This is a genomic window from Streptomyces sp. NPDC052299, from assembly GCF_040679335.1.
Classification (GTDB): Bacteria; Actinomycetota; Actinomycetes; order Streptomycetales; family Streptomycetaceae; genus Streptomyces.
Window position 1 is genome coordinate 56,071 of the sequence record NZ_JBFAUP010000001.1, and the last position, 18,369, is coordinate 74,439.

The 18,369-nt window shown below is 72.7% G+C and carries 14 protein-coding genes, 4 tRNA genes and 1 other RNA gene; 11 read left to right on the top strand and 8 right to left on the bottom strand.

The genetic code is table 11. The features are described 5' to 3' along the window. Nucleotides 1-285 precede the first annotated feature (285 nt). The 8 genes from AB0L33_RS00215 to AB0L33_RS00250 all read left to right on the top strand — a co-directional run bounded on the left by AB0L33_RS00215 (nt 286) and on the right by AB0L33_RS00250 (nt 5,042). Nucleotides 286-621, top strand: coding sequence for an Lsr2 family protein (locus tag AB0L33_RS00215; RefSeq protein WP_198957044.1), 336 nt, complete (start codon nt 286-288; stop codon nt 619-621). Between the two features lie 133 nt (nt 622-754). Then, a tRNA-Gly gene (locus AB0L33_RS00220) sits at nt 755-826 on the top strand. A gap of 79 nt (nt 827-905) precedes the next feature. After that, nucleotides 906-978: transfer RNA gene (locus tag AB0L33_RS00225), tRNA-Gly, on the top strand. Between the two features lie 161 nt (nt 979-1,139). Further along, entirely contained in the window at nt 1,140-2,084 is a 945-nt protein-coding gene (locus tag AB0L33_RS00230; RefSeq protein WP_365676839.1) for an ABC transporter ATP-binding protein, read from the top strand. Continuing rightward, nucleotides 2,081-2,881 (top strand): ABC transporter permease, encoded by an 801-nt coding sequence (locus tag AB0L33_RS00235; protein WP_365676840.1) that lies wholly within the window; start codon nt 2,081-2,083, stop codon nt 2,879-2,881. The genes AB0L33_RS00230 and AB0L33_RS00235 overlap by 4 nt, the downstream gene beginning before the upstream one ends. An 18-nt stretch (nt 2,882-2,899) precedes the next feature. Continuing rightward, nucleotides 2,900-4,333 carry a histidine kinase gene (locus tag AB0L33_RS00240; RefSeq protein WP_365676842.1) on the top strand — a complete coding sequence of 478 codons (1,434 nt, stop codon included), beginning with the start codon at nt 2,900-2,902 and terminating at the stop codon, nt 4,331-4,333. Then, nucleotides 4,330-4,947 (top strand): response regulator transcription factor, encoded by a 618-nt coding sequence (locus AB0L33_RS00245; RefSeq protein WP_365676843.1) that lies wholly within the window; start codon nt 4,330-4,332, stop codon nt 4,945-4,947. The genes AB0L33_RS00240 and AB0L33_RS00245 overlap by 4 nt, the downstream gene beginning before the upstream one ends. A 22-nt stretch (nt 4,948-4,969) precedes the next feature. Next, nucleotides 4,970-5,042, top strand: a tRNA-Gly gene (locus AB0L33_RS00250). A 51-nt stretch (nt 5,043-5,093) separates the two neighbouring features. Here the strand turns inward: AB0L33_RS00250 and AB0L33_RS00255 are convergent. From AB0L33_RS00255 to ffs, 6 genes are all read right to left on the bottom strand, one after another. Beyond that, nucleotides 5,094-6,008, bottom strand: coding sequence for a phosphoribosylaminoimidazolesuccinocarboxamide synthase (locus AB0L33_RS00255; protein WP_365676844.1), 915 nt, complete (start codon nt 6,006-6,008; stop codon nt 5,094-5,096). Nucleotides 6,009-6,150: 142 nt separating this feature from the next. Further along, nucleotides 6,151-7,602, bottom strand: coding sequence for a N,N-dimethylformamidase beta subunit family domain-containing protein (locus AB0L33_RS00260; protein ID WP_365676845.1), 1,452 nt, complete (start codon nt 7,600-7,602; stop codon nt 6,151-6,153). A 195-nt stretch (nt 7,603-7,797) separates the two neighbouring features. Then, on the bottom strand, nt 7,798-9,471 hold the full coding sequence (locus tag AB0L33_RS00265; protein WP_365676846.1) for a hypothetical protein: 1,674 nt from the start codon (nt 9,469-9,471) through the stop codon (nt 7,798-7,800). Between the two features lie 232 nt (nt 9,472-9,703). Continuing rightward, nucleotides 9,704-10,969: a phosphoribosylamine--glycine ligase gene (gene purD / locus AB0L33_RS00270; protein WP_365676847.1), complete on the bottom strand. Its 1,266-nt coding sequence runs from the start codon at nt 10,967-10,969 to the stop codon at nt 9,704-9,706. Between the two features lie 70 nt (nt 10,970-11,039). Next, nucleotides 11,040-13,202, bottom strand: coding sequence for a DNA polymerase III subunit gamma and tau (locus AB0L33_RS00275; RefSeq protein ID WP_365676848.1), 2,163 nt, complete (start codon nt 13,200-13,202; stop codon nt 11,040-11,042). Between the two features lie 63 nt (nt 13,203-13,265). Next, nucleotides 13,266-13,362: signal recognition particle sRNA small type (ffs, locus tag AB0L33_RS00280), an RNA gene on the bottom strand. A 109-nt stretch (nt 13,363-13,471) separates the two neighbouring features. On the opposite strand from ffs, the gene AB0L33_RS00285 reads away from it, so the two are divergent. Continuing rightward, nucleotides 13,472-13,559, top strand: a tRNA-Ser gene (locus tag AB0L33_RS00285). 83 nt (nt 13,560-13,642) lie between these two features. Here AB0L33_RS00285 and AB0L33_RS00290 read toward each other — a convergent pair. Then, entirely contained in the window at nt 13,643-15,088 is a 1,446-nt protein-coding gene (locus tag AB0L33_RS00290; RefSeq protein ID WP_365676849.1) for a hypothetical protein, read from the bottom strand. Between the two features lie 485 nt (nt 15,089-15,573). Here AB0L33_RS00290 and AB0L33_RS00295 point away from each other — a divergent pair, with 485 nt between their 5' ends. Together AB0L33_RS00295 and AB0L33_RS00300 are read left to right on the top strand one after the other, a co-directional pair. Then, nucleotides 15,574-15,873, top strand: coding sequence for a hypothetical protein (locus AB0L33_RS00295; protein ID WP_365676850.1), 300 nt, complete (start codon nt 15,574-15,576; stop codon nt 15,871-15,873). A gap of 50 nt (nt 15,874-15,923) precedes the next feature. Beyond that, nucleotides 15,924-16,817, top strand: coding sequence for a phosphorothioated DNA-binding restriction endonuclease (locus tag AB0L33_RS00300; RefSeq protein ID WP_365676851.1), 894 nt, complete (start codon nt 15,924-15,926; stop codon nt 16,815-16,817). Nucleotides 16,818-16,822: 5 nt separating this feature from the next. Here AB0L33_RS00300 and serS read toward each other — a convergent pair whose 3' ends face one another. Then, the gene (gene serS / locus AB0L33_RS00305) at nt 16,823-18,115 is read right to left on the bottom strand and encodes a serine--tRNA ligase (protein ID WP_365676852.1); all 1,293 of its coding nucleotides are present in this window, start codon (nt 18,113-18,115) and stop codon (nt 16,823-16,825) included. Nucleotides 18,116-18,369: the final 254 nt, after the last annotated feature.

The window sequence follows — 18,369 nt, forward strand, 5'->3', positions numbered from 1 at the left end:
GGTAGATATCAAACGGGATAGATCACGTCCAGATATCGGCCGATCACCGGACGGCGGAAAAGCCGCGAAACAAATGCTCACGAGCAGCACACATAGCGGACGGACACGCGGAGGTAATTGGACGGGCTTCACAATGCGGCACCACTCGCTGTACAAATGATTACCGGGGAATGCAGCATTGCCCCGGAGCACCGACAACAGTCGGCCCGCATCCGCGCTCACAGCCGGAAGGCCGGCATCGGCGCATGTCAGACGCGTCGATGCCGTAGGAAAGGACCGATATCCGTGGCGCAGCGCGTAGTGGTCACACTCTCCGACGACATCGACGGGGGCACAGCGGCGGAAACGGTCACCTTCGCCCTGGACGGGAAGTCGTACGAGATCGACCTCAATCCGTCCAACGCAAAGAAACTGCGGAACGCCCTGGCCCCGTACATGGCGGCCGGCCGCAAGCAGACAAATGCCGGCAAGCACGGCAAGACTCCCGTTCCGTACCGGCACACCTCGCTCGCGCCGGACCCGGCGGCGGTCCGCGCCTGGGCGCGCTCGCACCGGATGGACGTCCCCGCCCGGGGCCGCATCCCGAAGAGCGTGTACGAGGCGTTCCAGGAAGCGAGTTGACCCGGCGACAGGTCCGACGGGGCGCCGCCGGAGGACCTGCGGGGGAGCCGACTTGCGCTACACCCCCGCAGGTCGGATAGAGTCTGGAACACGCCGAGGGGCGAAGCCGGAAAGGCCGAACCCCACGCAGCGTGCGGGTGTAGTTCAGTAGCAGAACATCCCCCTTCCAGGGGGAAGGCGCAGTGTGCAATTCCTGTCACCCGCTCTGCACGACTTGCAGGACCACTCCGGTGGATCAGGTAGAGTAGTGCTCGCTCCACCGGTGAAAGCCGAGTGGTTGCAATGCGGACGTAGCTCAGTTGGTAGAGCGCAACCTTGCCAAGGTTGAGGTCGCCAGTTCGAACCTGGTCGTCCGCTCAGAATACGAAGTCCCCGGTCGATTCCGACCGGGGACTTCGTCGTGTCTCGGGTCCTCAATGTGTCTTCCCCGCGCCCGGGGAACCACTCATGACGTTTGTCATGGGTGGTGGTGACAGTCCGCACTGCCGCCGGCCCTACGCGGACGGAAACCTGAAGACATGACCAGCGACGACATGTTCCGTGAGTACGTGATCCGGGCGGAGGACGTCCGGCGCAGCTACGCCGGCGGCTTCGAGGCCGTGTCCGGCGTCTCCTTCTCCGTGGCCCGCGGCGAGCTCTTCGCCCTCCTCGGGACCAACGGCGCCGGCAAGACCTCCACCGTCGAGCTCCTGGAGGGCCTGGCCCGGCCCGACGGCGGCACGGTCCGCGTACTGGGCCACGACCCTTACGACGAGCGCTCGCAGGTTCGGCCACGGATGGGCGTGATGCTCCAGGAGGGCGGCTTCCCGTCCGATCTGTCGGTCACCGAGACGGTACGGATGTGGGCGGGGTGCACCAGCGGCGCCCGGCCCATCGGCGAGGCCCTGGAGCTGGTCGGGCTCGGTCACCGTGCCCGGGTCCGGGTCAAGCAGCTCTCGGGCGGGGAGCGGCGGCGGCTCGATCTTGCGCTGGCCCTGCTCGGCCGGCCCGAAGTGCTCTTCCTCGACGAGCCGACCACCGGTCTCGACGCGGAGGGCCGCCGCGACACCTGGTCGCTCGTGCGCCGGCTCCAGGAAGACGGCATCACCGTCCTGCTCACCACGCACTACCTGGAGGAGGCCGAAGCCCTCGCGGACCGGCTGGCGATCATGCACCGCGGCCGGATCGTGACAGCGGGCACCACGGCCGAGGTGACGGCCGCCCGCCCCGCCCGCATCCGCTTCGAACTGCCCGACGGCGTTCCGCCGGCACGGCTGCCCCTGGAGCTCCACGCCGCCGCCGAGGGCCCCCGGGTCGAGATACGGACGCATCGCCTCCAGGACGCCCTGACCGAGCTGCTCCGCTGGGCCGCCGAGTCGGACGTCCAGCTGCACGGGCTCGACGCCCGCTCCGCCTCACTCGAAGAGGCGTTCCTCGACATCGCGAAGTCCGCCGCCGAAACCGCAGAGGTGCCCGCCCCATGACTACCGCGACCACCCCCTCCGCCGGTTCCGCGCGCACGACTGCCGTGAGCCGGCTGGCGGCCCTCGGCCGGGCCGAGCTGACGCTGCTCGCCCGGAACAGAACGGCGATCTTCGTCGCGCTCCTCATGCCTGCGGCGATGATCATGGCGATGAAGTCGGCGTTCGAGAAGGTCGACCTCGACGGCACCGGGCTCACCGTCGCTGGTGCGGCCCTCATGGGCGGCGTCGGGACCGTGCTCATCCAGGCCGTCTACATGAACCTGGTCGCCGCCTACGTCGCCCGGCGCGAGGAGCTGGTGCTGAAGCGGCTGCGCACCGGCGAGGTCACCGACGGCGAGATCCTGGCCGGGACCGCCCTCCCGGCCGGCGCCCTCGCCCTGTCGCAGAGCGCGGTGATCGTCGTCGCCGGTACGGCCTTCTTCGGCCTCGGCACCCCGGAACGCCCGGAACTGCTCGTGGCGGGCCTGCTGTTGGGCGTGGTGCTGCTGACGGTCCTGGCCGCGGTCACCTCCGTGATCACCCGCACCGTGCAGACCGCCCAGCTGACGACGCTGCCGCTGTTCCTCGTCTCGATGATGGGCTCGGGCCTCTTCGTCCCGCTGGACATATTCCCCGACCGGCTCGCGGCGGTCTGCGAGTACCTGCCGCTGACCGGTGTGATGACCCTGGTCCGGGCCGGCTGGTTCGGCGGCCCCGAGGGCACCGATCTGCTCGGCGCCGCCTTGACCGGGTTGGTCTGGACGGCGCTGGCCGTGTTTGCTGTGCAGCGGTGGTTCCGCTGGGATCCGCGACGCTGACATGGAGGTTGGGCCGCGATGCGCGTACGGGGATGGCGCCGCAGCTGGCAGGAACGCAGCAAGATGGAGCGGATAGATCTGTATTCGCGGTTCACCATCTCCTGCATCCCCTGGTTCTTCGCACTGGCCTGGCAGGGGGCGCCCTTCCACCAGGACATCCGCCATGAACCGCTTCCTCTGGCCCTTGGCCTGGCGCTGCTCCTGGTGAGCCTCGCCCAGTGCCTGCTGAGCAACCGCAACCTCACCGCGTCGTACGAGCACTACTTGGGCGTCTCCGTCTTCCCCGGACGGCGTCTGCTGGCCCCCGTGGCGCTTCTGGCCGTGGCCGTCGGGCTCCTGGCGGTCCTGGCCGGGGTGGACGGCGTCAGGGGCTCGGGGCTGCTGCTCATGACGTTGAACGCGCCGATGGCCCTCGTGATCACTCGGGTGCTCCTGGTGCCGGTGCGCCGCTTCCTGGTCGAGTCCCTCGGCCTCACCGCCCTGATCACCGGCGCCCTCGCGGTGGCCGGCGTCAAGGGCGGCACCCTGGCGGGAGTGGTGCCGTGCAGCCTCTTCGGCTGTGTGCTGGTCCTGATCTCGGTCCGGCCCAGCGCCTGGAGCATGAGCGTGATGTGGCAGGCCGAGCAGGCCCGGGGCATACAGGCCAGGCTCGCCGTGGCGGAGGAACGGCTGCGGTTCGGGCGGGACATGCATGACGTGCTGGGCCGCAACCTCGCGGTGATCGCGCTCAAGAGCGAGCTTGCGGTGGAACTCGCCCAGCGCGGCAGGCCGGAGGCAGTGGACCAGATGGTCGAGGTGCAGCGGATAGCGCGCGCCTCACAACAGGAAGTACGCGATGTGGTGCGCGGCTACCGCGAGGCGAATCTGAGCGCCGAACTGGCGGGCGCCCAGGGCGTGCTGGGGGCGGCCGGCATCGAGTGCACGGTGACCGGCGACAGCGGCGAGCACCTGCCCGCTCCCGTGCAGTCGGCGCTCGGCTGGGTCGTCCGGGAGGCGGCCACCAACGTGCTGCGCCACGGCGATCCGCGCCGCTGCGTGATCCGGGTGGGGGCCGGCACCGACGCCGTGGTGCTCCAGGTGGAGAACGACGGCGCGCCGCCCGCCGGGACGGCTCCCTCGCCCGCGTCCAACGGGCCGGGCTCCGGGCTGGCCGGCCTCCGTGAACGGCTCGCCGTGCTGGACGGCTCGCTGAGGGCGGGTCCGGCGAAAGGCGGTCTGTTCCGGCTGACGGCGACGATCCCGCTGGCGGCGATCCCGCCGGAGGCCGGAGAGGGGGCGGGCGAGGAGGCCGGGAACGGGGGCACGCCCGGTGCGGCCGAGGAATCCCGTGCGCACGAGGACTCCGGCCGCCGGACGCCTGGCGCCCGCCGTGCATCCGGCGGTGTGCGTCCCGGGGCCAAGGTGGCCCCGGGTGTGATGGTGGGGCCGGGCCCCGGCCCCCTGGAGGGATGACGATGGCCGCGGTACGGGTGCTGCTCGCCGATGACGAGCATCTGATCCGGGGCGCGCTCGCCGCCCTCCTCGCTCTGGAGGAGGACCTGGCGGTGGTCGCGGAGGCGGCGACGGGACCGGAGGCGCTCGCCATGGCTCGGGCCCACCGCCCGGATGTCGCGGTGCTCGACCTGGAGATGCCCGGGGCCGACGGTGTGAGCGTCGCCACAACGCTGCGCGCCGAACTTCCGGACTGCCGGACCATGATCGTGACCAGCCACGGGCGGCCCGGCCACCTCAAGCGGGCCCTCGCGGCGGGCGTGCGGGGCTTCGTGCCCAAGACCGTGAGCGCCCGCCAACTGGCCGGCATCATCCGTACCGTGCAGGCGGGAAACCGTTACGTGGACCCGGAGTTGGCGGCCGACGCCATCGCCGCCGGGGACTCGCCGCTGACCGTGCGCGAGACCGAGGTGCTGGAGCTCGCGGTCGACGGGGCGCCCGTCGCGGAGATCGCCGAGCGGGCCTCGCTCTCGCAGGGCACCGTACGGAACTACCTCTCGGCGGCCGCCTCGAAGCTGGGTGTGGAGAACCGTCACGCGGCAGTGCGTCTCGCACGCGAGCGGGGTTGGGTATAGTAGGTCTCGCGCTTCGGCGCTTGCGGACGTAGCTCAGTTGGTAGAGCGCAACCTTGCCAAGGTTGAGGTCGCCAGTTCGAACCTGGTCGTCCGCTCCGATGAGAAGAAGCCCCCGGCCTTTCGGCCGGGGGCTTCTTCGTGTGGCGCTACTGCCAGGGCGTGCCGGTGAGGAGTTCGTACGCCTCGATGTACTTGGCGCGGGTCGCGTCCACGATCTCCTGGGGCAGCGGCGGCGGAGGCTGCTCGCTCTTGCGGTCCCAGCCGGAGGCGGCGGAGGTCAGCCAGTCGCGCACGAACTGCTTGTCGTACGACGGCTGGGCGTGGCCCGGCTCCCAGGAGGCGGCAGGCCAGAAGCGGGAGGAGTCCGGGGTCAGGACCTCGTCGGCGATGATCAGTTCCTCGCCGCCGTCGGCGGTGGGCGCGTAGCCGAACTCGAACTTCGTGTCCGCGAGGATGATCCCGCGCTCGCGGGCGATGTCGCGGGCCCGGCCGTAGACGTCCAGGGTGGTCCGGCGCAGCGCGAGGGCGGTCTCCGTACCGACCTGGCGGGCCACCTCCTCGTAGCTCACGTTCTCGTCGTGGTCACCGACGGCGGCCTTGGTGGCGGGGGTGAAGATCGCGCCCGGCAGCTCGGAGCCGTCGACCAGGCCGTCGGGGAGCCCGATGCCGCAGACGGTGCGCGAGGCGTTGTACTCGACCAGGCCGGAGCCCGCCAGATAGCCGCGGGCGACGCACTCGACCGGGACCATCCGCAGCGACTTGCAGATCATCGTGCGGCCCTCCCAGTCGGCGGGGGCCCCGGCGGGCACCTCGGTCGACAGGACGTGGTTCGGCACGAGGTCGGCGAGCTGGTCGAACCACCACATCGAGAGGCGGGTCAGGACGCGGCCCTTGTCCGGGATCTCGGTCGGCAGCACCCAGTCGTACGCGGACAACCGGTCGCTGGCGACCATGACGAGGTCACCGGCCTCGTTCCGGTACAGGTCGCGCACCTTGCCGGTGTGCAGGTGGGTCAGCCCCGGCACCTGCACCGGCTCGGGCTTTTCTACGAATCCGGACACGCTGCCTCCGCGTACGTTGTTCCAAGAACCGTTCCGATTGTCCCGTATCCGGGAACGCCCGGCCGCGGAGGGGTGCCGTCCGGGTGGGCGGGGAAGCGCTGGGCGATCCCCCTCCGGTCAGGCGGGGACGGGCCGCCTCCGGTCAGGCGCGCTTGCAGATCCGGTCGAGGAGGTTGGCGGTGGCCTTCTGGATGCGGGGGTCCACATGGCCGGGGCGGTCCAGGGCCGGGGACCAGGCGAAGGTGCCCGAGGCGAAGACCAGCGCGCCGGAAGGGGCCCGGTACAACGAGGTCTCCTGGTGCCGCATCACGCCCTCGCTGTCCTGGTACGGGGAGTGGGCGAGCAGGATGCGGTTGTCGTGCTCCGGCAGCGTGGTGCGCGGGAAGTAGCGGTCGGCCTCCCCCGCCACCAGGCCCTCGATCTCGTCGCCCTCCCCGGCACCCGTCGCGTCCCACAGCCAGTGCTCCGCGTTCCGCACGACCAGGGGGTGGGGCTCGGGGACCCGGCCCGCGTACTGGATGCCGAGCAACTGCTGCTCCGGGCGGTCGATCTCGCGCCAGAGCGCGGGCTTGCCGGGCCCTCGTCGCTTGCGGCAGGTGAGCAGCCGGTCCGGCACCCCGGACGCCGAGGGCCCCAGGCTGACCTGCCAGTACATGGTGTTGGCGGAGAGGTAGACCAGGGAGGTGCCGTGCTCGCGGGCGCGCTCGGCGGCACGACGCATCGGCACCGACCAGTACTCGTCGTGGCCCGGGAAGACCAGGCCCCGGTAGCGCGTGGGGTCGATCCGGCCCGCGTGCAGGTCGCGGGTGTCGGCGTAGGCGAGGTCGTAGCCGTAGCGTTCCGCCCAGCGGATGAAGTCGTACGCGTGCCCGACGTGCAGCGGGAGGCCCGCGCCCGCGTAGGGGCGGTCGAAGGAGACGGTGACCGCCGCGTCCTCCTCCCCCAGCAGCCCGCCCTCCTCGTCCCAGGCGTGGTAGAGGCTCGCGCCGGTCCGGCCGTCCTCGGGATAGAGGTTGTACGCCTGCCAGGTGACGTCCGGGAGGACGAGCAGCAGGTCCGCCGGGTGGTTGTCGCGGATCGTGAACGGGATGTGGGAGCGGTAGCCGTCGAGCGTGGTGAGCACGGCGACATACGCCCCGATCGACCAGTAGCTGGGGATCTGCAGCCGCCAGGACAGCCACCAGTGGTGGCAGGAGACCGTGCGGTCGGCGGTGAGGGGGGCCGGCTGGACGATGCCCGAGAGACGAGGGCTCGTGGTGATCTTGGAGGCACCGTCGCCTCCGTAGTGGCCGATCCGGTAGACGTCCACGGAGAACTGCTGCGGCGGGTCCACCGTGATGTGGAAGTCGATCGCCTCACCGGGGGCCGCGGCGCCCGTGGAGGTGAAGCCCTTGATCTGCCGACGCACATCGTCGGCGGTGCGCGTGCCGCCGCCGGACAGGGTGGGATCCGCGTACCAGGGCACGACCTGGCCGGTGTCGTCGAAGTAGTTCTCGCTGCCGCGCAGCCAGGGCAGTGGCCCCTGGCCGAAAGGGTCGGTCACGGCATGCGCCAGGGCACCCGATTCCCACCGACGGATGTGTTCCGCCCCCATCACGCTCCCCCTCCCTCAGGCCCCCGGATCAACAGTGGTGCGCCGTCAGTCAGCGCCGTTCCCCAGCACATCACATAACGCACGCACTCCGTCACCGTTCGTCGTGAATTGACGTTAACGGAAGCTGCTGCTCCGGTTATGCGGTTGTTCTCGGCCATCCCGTCCGCCGCCTCCCGCGTCGGCGGGGGGCCTGTTTCAGACGAGACGGACGGGCTTGTCGGTGCGTACGCCGACCGAGGCGAGCCAGGACCGCAGCGGTCCGGCGTCCCCGTCCTCGATCAGGCTGAGGACGGGGCTGCCGAGGTCCGCGCGGCGCTCGCCGTCGACCAGCAGCGTGGGCCCGTCGAGCCAGTCGAGGCCGGGCGCGGCGCCCGCTGTGTCCACGGCGGCGCAGCACACCATGGCCGCGACGTGGTCCGCGAGCAGTTCGGTGCCCGTACGGGGCGGCTGGAGCGGGAAGAGCGGCAGCGGGTCGGGGCCCCAGAGGGCGAGAAGGTCTTCGGCGGCGGGGCCGGAAGCGGGCGGGTCGCCCTGCGCCTTCACCAACGCCCGCTCCTGCGCCTCCGCCTCCTCGCGGGCCACTGCGGCGCTGATCCCGGCCGCCAGCTGCTCGCCACCGGCCTCCCCCGCCTCCAGGTGCTCGACCACGCGGTCCAGCGTGGGCACCCCGCCCGCGACGACGGCGGCGGGCGGAACACCCATGGCGTCCAGGACCCGGTGCAGCCGGGCCGCCTCCGAGCGCCACTTCCGGTCGACCACCTCGTCCGGATACTGCTGCCAGTCAACCGGGGACCAGTCCGGGCCGGTCTCGGCGGGCCCGCCGTGGAAGAGCCGGGCCGCCAGCAGGGACGCCGCCTCGTCGGCCGCCCCCGGCTCCTCCAGGAGGTCGCAGGCGGGCCGCTCGCCGAGCCGGGAGGCGTACCCCTCGGCCAGCCGGTCGCGCCGGGAGAGCTCGGTGAGCGCGGCGACGACGCCCGCGTCCAGCTGGACGGGCCAGCGGCCCATCCGCCAGGCGGGCAGCGCGACCCGGGTCAGCAGCCGGTCCCAGCCTGCGTAGGCGAGGCCCACCTGCTCCTGGGCGACGATCCGCAGCCCGTAGTCCACGTCCCGGGCGCGCGACGAAGCGGCGGCGGCGACCCCCCGTTCCATCTCCGCGGCATGACCGCGACAGCTGCGCAGCAGTATCCGGGCGATCCGCCCCACGAAGAGGCGCGGCAGCCGGAGGACCCGGCGCACCGGCCCCCGGGCGGGGACCGCGGCATCGGCGACCGCCCCGTCCAGGCCCCGGACGAAGCGCCGGGCGGCGGCTATGTCGGGCTGGGCGGACGCGCTGGTGCCCGCCACGACCGGGGCGAGCAGGGCGCGCAGCTCGGCGACCCGCATCCACCACAGGAAAGGGGAACCGATGACCAGCACGGGGGCCGCCTCCGCCCGCCGGGCCGGGCCGCCGGCCGCCGGACGGGAGCGGTCCTCGAGCCAGCTGTCGCAGTCGGGCGTGAGGGCTATGGCCGAGGGCGCGGGCACGCCGAGGCGCTCCGCCAGCTCGCGGACCAGTCGGTAGAGGTCGGGCGCCGCCGCCTCGCTGAGCGGGACGGTCGGGCTGACCGCCGGCTTCGCCCGTACGACCGCGAGCGCGACGGCTCCCGCGATCAGCAGGACCACGACCGCGCAGGCGGCCACGGTCCAGCGCGCCGCGTCCCAGCCGCCGCCGTCCGCGAGCCCGCGCGCTCCCGCGGCGAACAGCACCACGGCCAGCGCGGCGGGCAGCAGCGCGACCGCCGCCGCCCTGCCGCGGATGCGCAGCAGGACGAGCGCCCGGGCCCGCGCCGCACGCGCACCCGGCTCCTCACCCGTACCGGTACCGGACACGGCTGGACCTCACCCCCTCTGCCCCCACGGCGGTGTTGCTCACTCCCCCACTGTGGCACCCGCCACCGACATCGCAATGCCGGTGGGCCAAGTGCCGGAACGCTTGCGCCGCACCCTAGTTGGGGGTGCGGCGGGCGTCATCCGGATGGCTCAGCCGTCACTCGATGGAATGGCTTTGGTCAAAGGTGTTGAGGGACAGGGGGTCAGCGGGGTACGGGCCCGCGCCTCCGGCTCAGGCCCCGGCCGCCGCGTCCTCCGCGGCCTTCTTCGCGATGTCCGTACGGAGCTGGGAACCGTCGAGCCGGATCCGCGCCGCCGCCGCGTAGGCGCGCTCGCGGGCGCCCGCGAGGTCGTCGGCCGTCGCCGTCACGGACAGCACGCGACCGCCCGCGCTCACGATCGCCTCGCCCTCGCGCTTGGTCCCGGCGTGCAGCACGTACGCGTGCGGCGCGTCCTGCGCCGCGACCTCGTCCAGCCCCTCGATCGGGTCACCCGTGCGCGGGGTGTCCGGGTAGTTGTGCGAGGCGATGACCACGGTGACGGCCGCCTCGTCGCGCCACGCCAGGGGCGGCAGCTGGTCCAGGGTGCCCTCGGCGGCTCCGAGCAGCACACCGGCGAGCGGTGTCCTCAGACGCGCCAGGACGACCTGGGTCTCCGGGTCGCCGAACCGGGCGTTGAACTCGATGACCCGCACCCCGCGCGAGGTGATCGCGAGGCCCGCGTACAGCAGCCCGGAGAAGGGCGTACCGCGCCTGCGCAGCTCGTCCACGGTCGGCTGGAGCACCGTCTCCATGACCTCGTCGACCAGCTTGGGGTCGGCCCACGGCAGGGGGGAGTACGCGCCCATGCCGCCGGTGTTCGGGCCCTCGTCGCCGTCGAGGGCGCGCTTGAAGTCCTGGGCGGGCTGGAGCGGCAGCACGGTGGTGCCGTCGGTGATCGCGAAGAGGCTCACCTCGGGGCCGTCCAGGAACTCCTCGATGACCACCCGGTCGCAGGCCAGCGCGTGGGCGCGGGCCACCTCGACGTCCTCGGTCACGACGACGCCCTTGCCCGCGGCCAGACCGTCGTCCTTGACCACGTACGGGGCGCCGAACGCGTCGAGGGCGCTGTCGATCTCGGCGGGCGTGGTGCACACGTAGCTGCGGGCGGTGGGCACGCCCGCCCCGGCCATGACGTCCTTGGCGAACGCCTTCGAGCCCTCCAGCTGCGCGGCGGCACCGGACGGGCCGAAGCACGGAATGCCCGCGGCGCGCACCGAGTCGGCGACGCCGGCGACGAGCGGCGCCTCCGGGCCGACGACCACCAGCCCCACGCCCAGCGTTGCGGCGAGGCGCGCGACGGCGGCGCCGTCGAGGGCGTCGACGGGGTGCAGTTCGGCCACCTCTGCGATGCCGGCGTTGCCGGGCGCGCAGTACAGATCGGTGACGTCGGGGTCGAGGGACAGAGAGCGGCACAGGGCGTGTTCGCGGGCGCCGCCGCCGATGACGAGGACCTTCACGGGGTGCAGCCTAGCCGCCGGGGCGCGGCGCCCTTGACGGCCGCCGGTCCGTGGACAGGGGGCGGCCCGCCTACTCGTTGTTGAACTCCTCGACCACCGTGGCACCCAGCTCGCGGACGATCAGCTCGTGTCCGGAGAGGGCGGAGTCGACCAGGTCGGGGTCGTCGGCCTCCGGAATGTCGTCCTCGGGGGCGACCGGCTTCGGCGCCTCGGGAGCCGCGTAGGAGGCGGGCGGCGGCGCGGCCGGGGAGCCGGGGCCGGGGCCCTGCTGCCGCGGAGCGGGCGCCGGGGCCGGGGCGGGCGCGGCGGGCCGCTCGTACGGCTGCGGCGCGGGCGCGGCGGGGCGCGGCGCGGCGGGCGGCGGGTTGTACGGGCGCTGGCCGCCGCCGGACGGAGGCTGCGGGGGCTGTCCGGCGCCGCCCGACGGGTCGACGATCGCCTCGATCTTCCACTGGGCGTTGAACTGCTCCGCCAGCGCCTGCCGCAGCACGTCCTCGCTGCCGCTGCTCGTGAAGTTGTCCCGCGCGCCCGCGTTGAGGAAGCCGATTTGCAGCGTGCTGCCGTCGAACCCGGTCACCTGGGCGTTCTGGCTGAGGAGGATCCACGTGAAACGTCGGCGGTTCTTCACCGCCTCCAGGATGTCGGGCCACATGTTGCGCACCTGGCCGGCACCCTGCGCCATGCCCGGAGCGGTCTCGGGCGCCGCCGGCCCGGGGGGCGCGGCGGGGGCGTTCTGCTGCGGCGCCGCGGCGGGAGCCGGGGTCCGGCCGGGTGCGGCCGCGGTGGGCCAGCCACCGGGGCGGCGCCCCTGGTCCGGGGCGGCCGCGGCGGCGGGCCAGGCACCGGGCCGCTGCCCGGCGGCGGGCGCCTCCGCGGGCGGCGGCGCCTGTACGGGCGCGGGGGGCGGGGCCTGGGGCGCGGCCGGGGCCGGGGGCTGCGCGTCTCCCCGGACGGCGGCGCGGGCAGCGGCGGGCCCGGCGTCCGGCTGGGGGTGCGGCGGGACCGGTGCGTGGGCAAGGGCCTCGGGGCCGGGCACGTAGCCCATGGCGGGGCCGGGGCCGGTGGTGGCGAAGGAGGCGCCCCGCTCCAGCCGGTCCAGCCGGGCCTGCAGGGAGCGCTCGTCGTCGAAGGCCGCGGGCAGCAGGACCCGGGCGCAGATCAGCTCGACCTGGAGGCGGGGCGAGGTGGCGCCGCGCATCTCCGTGAGCCCCTCGTTGACCAGGTCGGCGGCGCGGCTCAGCTCGGCGGCCCCGAACACGGACGCCTGGGCCTGCATCCGCTCCACGACGTCGGCGGGCGCGTCGATCAGCCCCTTCTCGCCGGCGTCCGGCACGGCGGCCAGGATCACCAGGTCGCGCAGCCGCTCCAGCAGGTCGGCGACGAACCGGCGCGGGTCGTTGCCGCCCTCGATGACCCGGTCCACGACCTCGAAGGCCGCGGCCCCGTCGCCCGCCGCGAAAGCGTCCACGATCGAGTCGAGCAGCGAGCCGTCCGTATAACCGAGCAACGCCGTCGCCATGGCGTACGTCACACCCTCGTCGCCCGCACCGGCGAGGAGCTGGTCCATGACGGACATCGAGTCACGCACGGACCCGGCCCCGGCGCGCACGACGAGCGGCAGGACGCCGTCGTCCACGTGGCTGTTCTCCCGGCCGCAGACCTCGGCGAGGTAGTCGCGCAGGGTCCCGGGGGGCACGAGGCGGAACGGATAGTGATGCGTACGCGACCGAATGGTCCCGATGACCTTCTCGGGCTCCGTGGTCGCGAAGATGAACTTCAGGTGCTCCGGCGGCTCCTCCACCACCTTCAGCAGGGCGTTGAACCCCGCCGACGTCACCATGTGCGCCTCGTCGATGATGTAGATCTTGTAACGACTGGACGCCGGCCCGAAGAACGCCTTCTCCCGCAGATCACGGGCGTCGTCCACACCACCGTGCGAAGCGGCGTCGATCTCGATCACGTCGATGGACCCCGGCCCGTTGCGCGCCAGGTCACGGCAGGACTGGCACTCCCCGCACGGCGTCGGTGTGGGCCCCTGCTCGCAGTTCAGACAGCGGGCCAGGATGCGCGCACTCGTCGTCTTGCCGCAGCCTCGCGGGCCGCTGAACAGGTACGCGTGATTGACCCGGTTGTTCCGCAGGGCCTGCTGGAGCGGGTCAGTGACATGCTCCTGACCGATGACCTCGGCGAACGACTCGGGGCGGTAGCGGCGGTACAGCGCAAGGGACGACACACCTACGAGGTTATCGGGGCGCACTGACAACCGGCCCCGCCCGTGACCGGCACCACCCGGAAACGCAAGGGCCCCCCACGCACCCGCCAGAGCCAACCTACCCTTGCTGCCTTCCGGCCCTGGGGGAGTTCAGTCAGATAGCGCCACGTGAGGGGCTGACGCCCACCTTAGCCGATCCCCACCCCCACAAGTCCACCTCGGCCACCGCCCCGCCCCTCCCCGGGGAACGGGTTCGCGAGCACTCCTCAACGTCTTGTATTGTTTGCGGCGGAGGATTCGCCTAGTGGCCTAGGGCGCACGCTTGGAAAGCGTGTTGGGGGCAACCCCTCACGAGTTCGAATCTCGTATCCTCCGCCAGTGCCTCACCGGGCACGTTGTCGAAGGCCCCCGCAGTTCGCTGCGGGGGCCTTCGACGTGTTCGGGGTCGGGTGGCGGTCCGGTCACCCGTTGCTGATGCGCAGGACCCCGGTGATCGTGCCCTGGTAGACCACGCCGCCGGGGGCGATGGAGCCGACCATCTGGAGGGTGTCGTAGAGGGCGCTCGTGCCGAGGTAGTGGGTGCGGACGGTCTTGCCGGTCGCGGGGTCGATCTCGGCGTAGAAGAACGAGTCGAGGATCGAGGTGGTGTCCGTGAAGGGGAGGGCGGGGGTGCGGACGACGGTGTGGAGGAGGCCGTCCGAGGTGGACAGCCGGGGTACCGCCGCCGAGCGGACCTCGGTGTCCCACTTCAGGTCGCAGCCGGAGCCGTCGGCGCGCACGTCGACGCGGCTGAGGCCGCCCTCGAAGCCTGCGGAGGCCGGGGTGGACGGGCCCGCGTCGTCGGGGAGCGCGGGGTAGGGGTATCCGTAGGTGCCGGCGACGAAGACGGAGTTGCCCGTGCCGACCGGGGAGTTCTCGCTGCCGCTGCCGCCGGACCGGAGGACGGGGACGGAGCACACCTGGGCACCGGTGTCCGTGCGGTAGACGAGCAGGTTCTCGGTGGGGGCGGCGTTGTCCACGACGGTGAGGTAGTCGGTGCCGGTGCGGGGGCCGAAGAACGTCGGGGTGGAGCCGGTGCCCCAGCTGAGCTGGCCGGGCTTGCGCGCGGGCCCGCGGTCGTACGGTCGCCGCCAGGCCACGACGGGGACGCCGTCGTCCCCGGCCGTGAGCAGGTAGGTGGCCTGGGTGGTCGCGACGGCCGTGCCGGCGGGGGCCGTCGAGATGGAGTTGTCGACGCGTTCCCCCGCGGGAAGCGTCAGGGCGTGGACGGCACCCGTGCGGTCGTCGGCGGTGCCCACGACGCCGCTGCCGGTGGCGAACCAGACGCGGCCCCGCCAGTCCGGCGAGATGCCGGTGACCGCGTCCCCCTCCGGTACGGCGGAGGTCAGCGGGAGCGAACCGGCGACGTACAGCTCCCAGCCGCCGGAGGCGGTCCGGCGGTGGGCGATGCGCAGCAGGGTGCGGTCGCCGTCCACCGCGACCAGCCGGTCCTGGTGGTCGAGGTACGCGTAGACCCCGCCGAGCAGCGAGCCCTTGGCGATCTTCAGCTGGGCCAGCGAGTCGCCGGTCGCGGGGTCGAGCAGGTGCACGGTGGGGACTTGGCCGAGGATCGGCGTGCACAGCGCCACCGGGTATCCGTCGGCGCCGACCAGGACGGTCGGGCAGGCCGACTGCAGGGCGACGCGCTTGGAGGTCAGCGGCCCCGCGTCCGGGCCGGCCAGCGGAGTGGCGTCGGACGAGCCGGTGTCGCCGTGCATGGTCGCGGTGCCCTGGGGCCCGGCGTACGGGTTGTGCGGCGGGAGCGGTTCGAAGGCGGTGGCGGCCTGCGCCGGGAACGCGGACCCCACCGCGAGCAGGGCTGCGGCACCGATCACGGCGGCGCGCGGGAACAAGGGAAGACGCGGCATGGCGATGTCCAATCGGGCGAGTGACGCGCGGGCCGGCCGGGAAGAGGCCGGCGTACGGAGCCGGAGAAACGGCGCTCTCGGCCGCCCACTGCCCCTCCCCGCGCCGGAAATCGGCAGGGGGCGGGCCCGACACGGAACGGCGTCCGCGCGGTAGGGACCGCAAGCGGTCGGCGAGGAGGGCGGCGGCAAGGGCCGCGAGGAGGGAACGGCTGCCCGGGCTGAGGGCGGGGCCGGTTACGTCAGCGACACAGTGCGCTGGACTGCCGACAGCAGTCGACGTGGCGACGGATCACCAGCAGGACGGGTACGTAACCGCTGCCTGCCTTGGCTGTCATGAACATGGATCGTACTGCCCAAGTCCCCCTGGACAACCGTCGTTTCACATCCCGGACGGCGTACGGAAAACCTGACCCGGTCCGCGGCCTCCGGCACGTAGCGTGGAAGCCGTCGATCGGGCTGATCCGCGCCGACAACGGGGGGCAGGCATGGGGGCCGAGCACGTCGTGGGGGTCGTGGGCGGTGTCGTGGTCGTCGCCGCCGTCGTGGCCGTGGTGCTGATCCTGCGCAGCGGGTCCATCGTGCCGCCCGTCGTCCTCCATCCGCTGTGCGCCTCGTGCGGGCACGAGCAGCCCAAGCACTCCGAGGGCAGGGGCCGTTGCCGCCACGAGTACGGGCACCACAGCTGGAACAACGACAGCTACGGCAACAGCCAGCGGGCTTCGGGGGACTTGTGCGACTGCCGGGAGTTCCGGCGCCGGGAGCAGCCGGACAGCCGTGTGCCATGATCGGCGGTGCTTCGAAGAGCTCGGCCCTCACGAGGAGATCCGGCTGACGGATGGACTGGCTGGAACGTACCGCGACCCTGCGGCAGTGGACCCGGAGTGGGGTCCGGGCGCCGCACAAGCCGTTGTTGGTGTTGTACGCGCTTGCGCGGTTCCAGCAGGATGCCGCGGGGGAACTGCGCTACAGCTCCGTGGAGGCGGACCTCAAGCGGCTGCTCGACGAGTACGGGCCGGGGCGTCCGACGACGCCCGCGTATCCGTTCCACCACCTCGTGAGCGACGGGGTGTGGGAGGTCCGCACCGACCGCGGGGCGGGGAGCCCCGGCACCGGCGTACGGGAGCTGCGGGCGACGGGGGCCACCGGGCGGCTGGTGCCGGAGTTGCGGGACGCGTTGCGGCGGGAGCCGTCGTTGCTCGGGCGGATGGCGCGGGTGCTGCTCGATCTCAACTTCCCGCCCTCCCTGCACGAGGAGTTGTGCGAGGCGGTCGGGCTGGAGCTCCAGCCGGCCGAGATCGCCGAGGCGGGCCCGGCCGCGCGGCGGGGGCGGGATCCGCGGATGCGGGAGTGGGTGCTGACGGCGTACGAGTACCGGTGCGCGTTCTGCGGGTACGACGGGCGCATCGGCGCGGTCCCCGTCGGACTCGAGGCCGCCCACGTGCGGTGGTGGGCCTTCGACGGGCCGGACGTCGTCGAGAACGGGCTCTGCCTCTGCTCCCTGCACCACAAGCTGTTCGACAAGGGGGTCCTCGGCCTCGGCGCCGACGACCGCATCCTCGTCTCGCAGAGCTTCGTCGGCCACAGCGCGGCGGCCGGCGCACACGTCATAGCGCTCGCCGGCCGCCCGCTCATCGGGCCGCAGCCCTCCGCCGCCCCGGTCGCCCCGGCCCACCGCGAGTGGCACGCGCGCGAGGTGTTCCACGGCGTGCCGCGCGCGGCGGCCGTCTGAGCCCCTTACGCCTCCGGCGTCCCGTCCGCCGCGATCCGGCGGAAGCCGAGGTACGGGGTCAGGGCCTCGGGCAGGACGAGGGAGCCGTCCTCCTGCTGGCACTGTTCGAGGAGGGCGGCCAGGGTGCGGCCGATGGGCAGGCCGGAGCCGTTGAGCGTGGCGACCAGCTTGGGCTTGCCGTTCTCGTCGCGGGTGCGGATGTGGGCGCGACGGGCCTGGAACGTACCGAAGTTGGAGACCGAGGAGATCTCGCGGTACGTGTTCTGGCTCGGAATCCAGACCTCGATGTCGTACGTGAGCTGCGCCGAGAAGCCCGTGTCACCGGCGGCGAGCATGACGACGCGGTAGGCGAGGCCGAGCTCCTTCAGGCACGCCTCGGCGTGGCCGACCATCTGCTCCAGCTCCGCGTCCGCGTCCGCCGGGTCGACGATGCGGACCATCTCCACCTTGGAGAACTGGTGCTGGCGGATCAGGCCCCGGGTATCGCGGCCGTACGAACCCGCCTCGGACCGGAAGCACGGGGTCTGGGCGGTCAGGGCGAGGGGGAGCTCGGCGGGCGGGATGATCTCGTCCGCGTACAGATTGGTCAGCGGGACCTCGGCCGTCGGGATGAGGAACAGCTCGCGGTCGGCCACCCCCGTCTTGAACAGGTCCTCCTCGAACTTCGGGAGCTGCCCGGTGCCGGTCATGGTCTTACGGGTGACCAGATACGGGACCGCGTGCTCGACGTAGCCGTGGCGGCGGGTGTGCAGGTCGAGGAAGAGGGTCGCCAGGGCGCGCTCCAGGGCCGCGCCCGCACCGCGCGTGACCGCGAAACGGGGACCCGAGAGCTTGGTCGCCCGGGCGAAGTCGAGGATGCCCGTCGCCTCGCCGAGGTCGACGTGGTCCTTCGGCTCGAAGGAGAACACCGGCGGCGTGCCCACGCGCCGGATCTCGACCGCGTCCGCGTCGCTGTCGCCGTCCGGGGCCTCGTCGGCCGGGAGGTTGGGGATGCCGAGGAGGAGGTCGTCCAGCTGCTCCTGGACCCGCTCCTGGTCCGCGTCGATGTTCCGGATCTCTTCCTTCAGCTCGCGGGCCCGCTCCTTCAGCTTGGTGATGTCACCGCCCTGACGTGCCGTCTGCTGGACCTCGCTCGCCACCCGCTTGGACTCCGCACGCAGCTCGTCGGCCGTGCGGATGTTCTGGTTGCGCCGGGACTGGAGGTCCTCCAGTGCGGGCAGGTCCAGCGTGTAACCGCGACGAGCGAGCCGGCGTACCGCTTCGGCACCCATGTCGATCAGGGCGCGGGCATCATGCATGAGGGGTCCTTCTGGTCCGGCGGGTGGGTCGGTGCGTTGTGGCACCGACGGTAGCAATCAGCGGACCTCACGCGATCCGGTTTATCGGCGGTGCGGTCCCGGCGGCTCGGCGGCGGCCGCACACGGAGTTCACGATTCCTTCACGTGTAGTCCATCCGGGGGATACGGTTCTCCCGTGTGCGGCGAGTTGCGCTGTGTCACGGAACAACCTGCTGCCGTCGCCGGGCGCGTCCCGGCCCGGCCGCGCTTCTGGG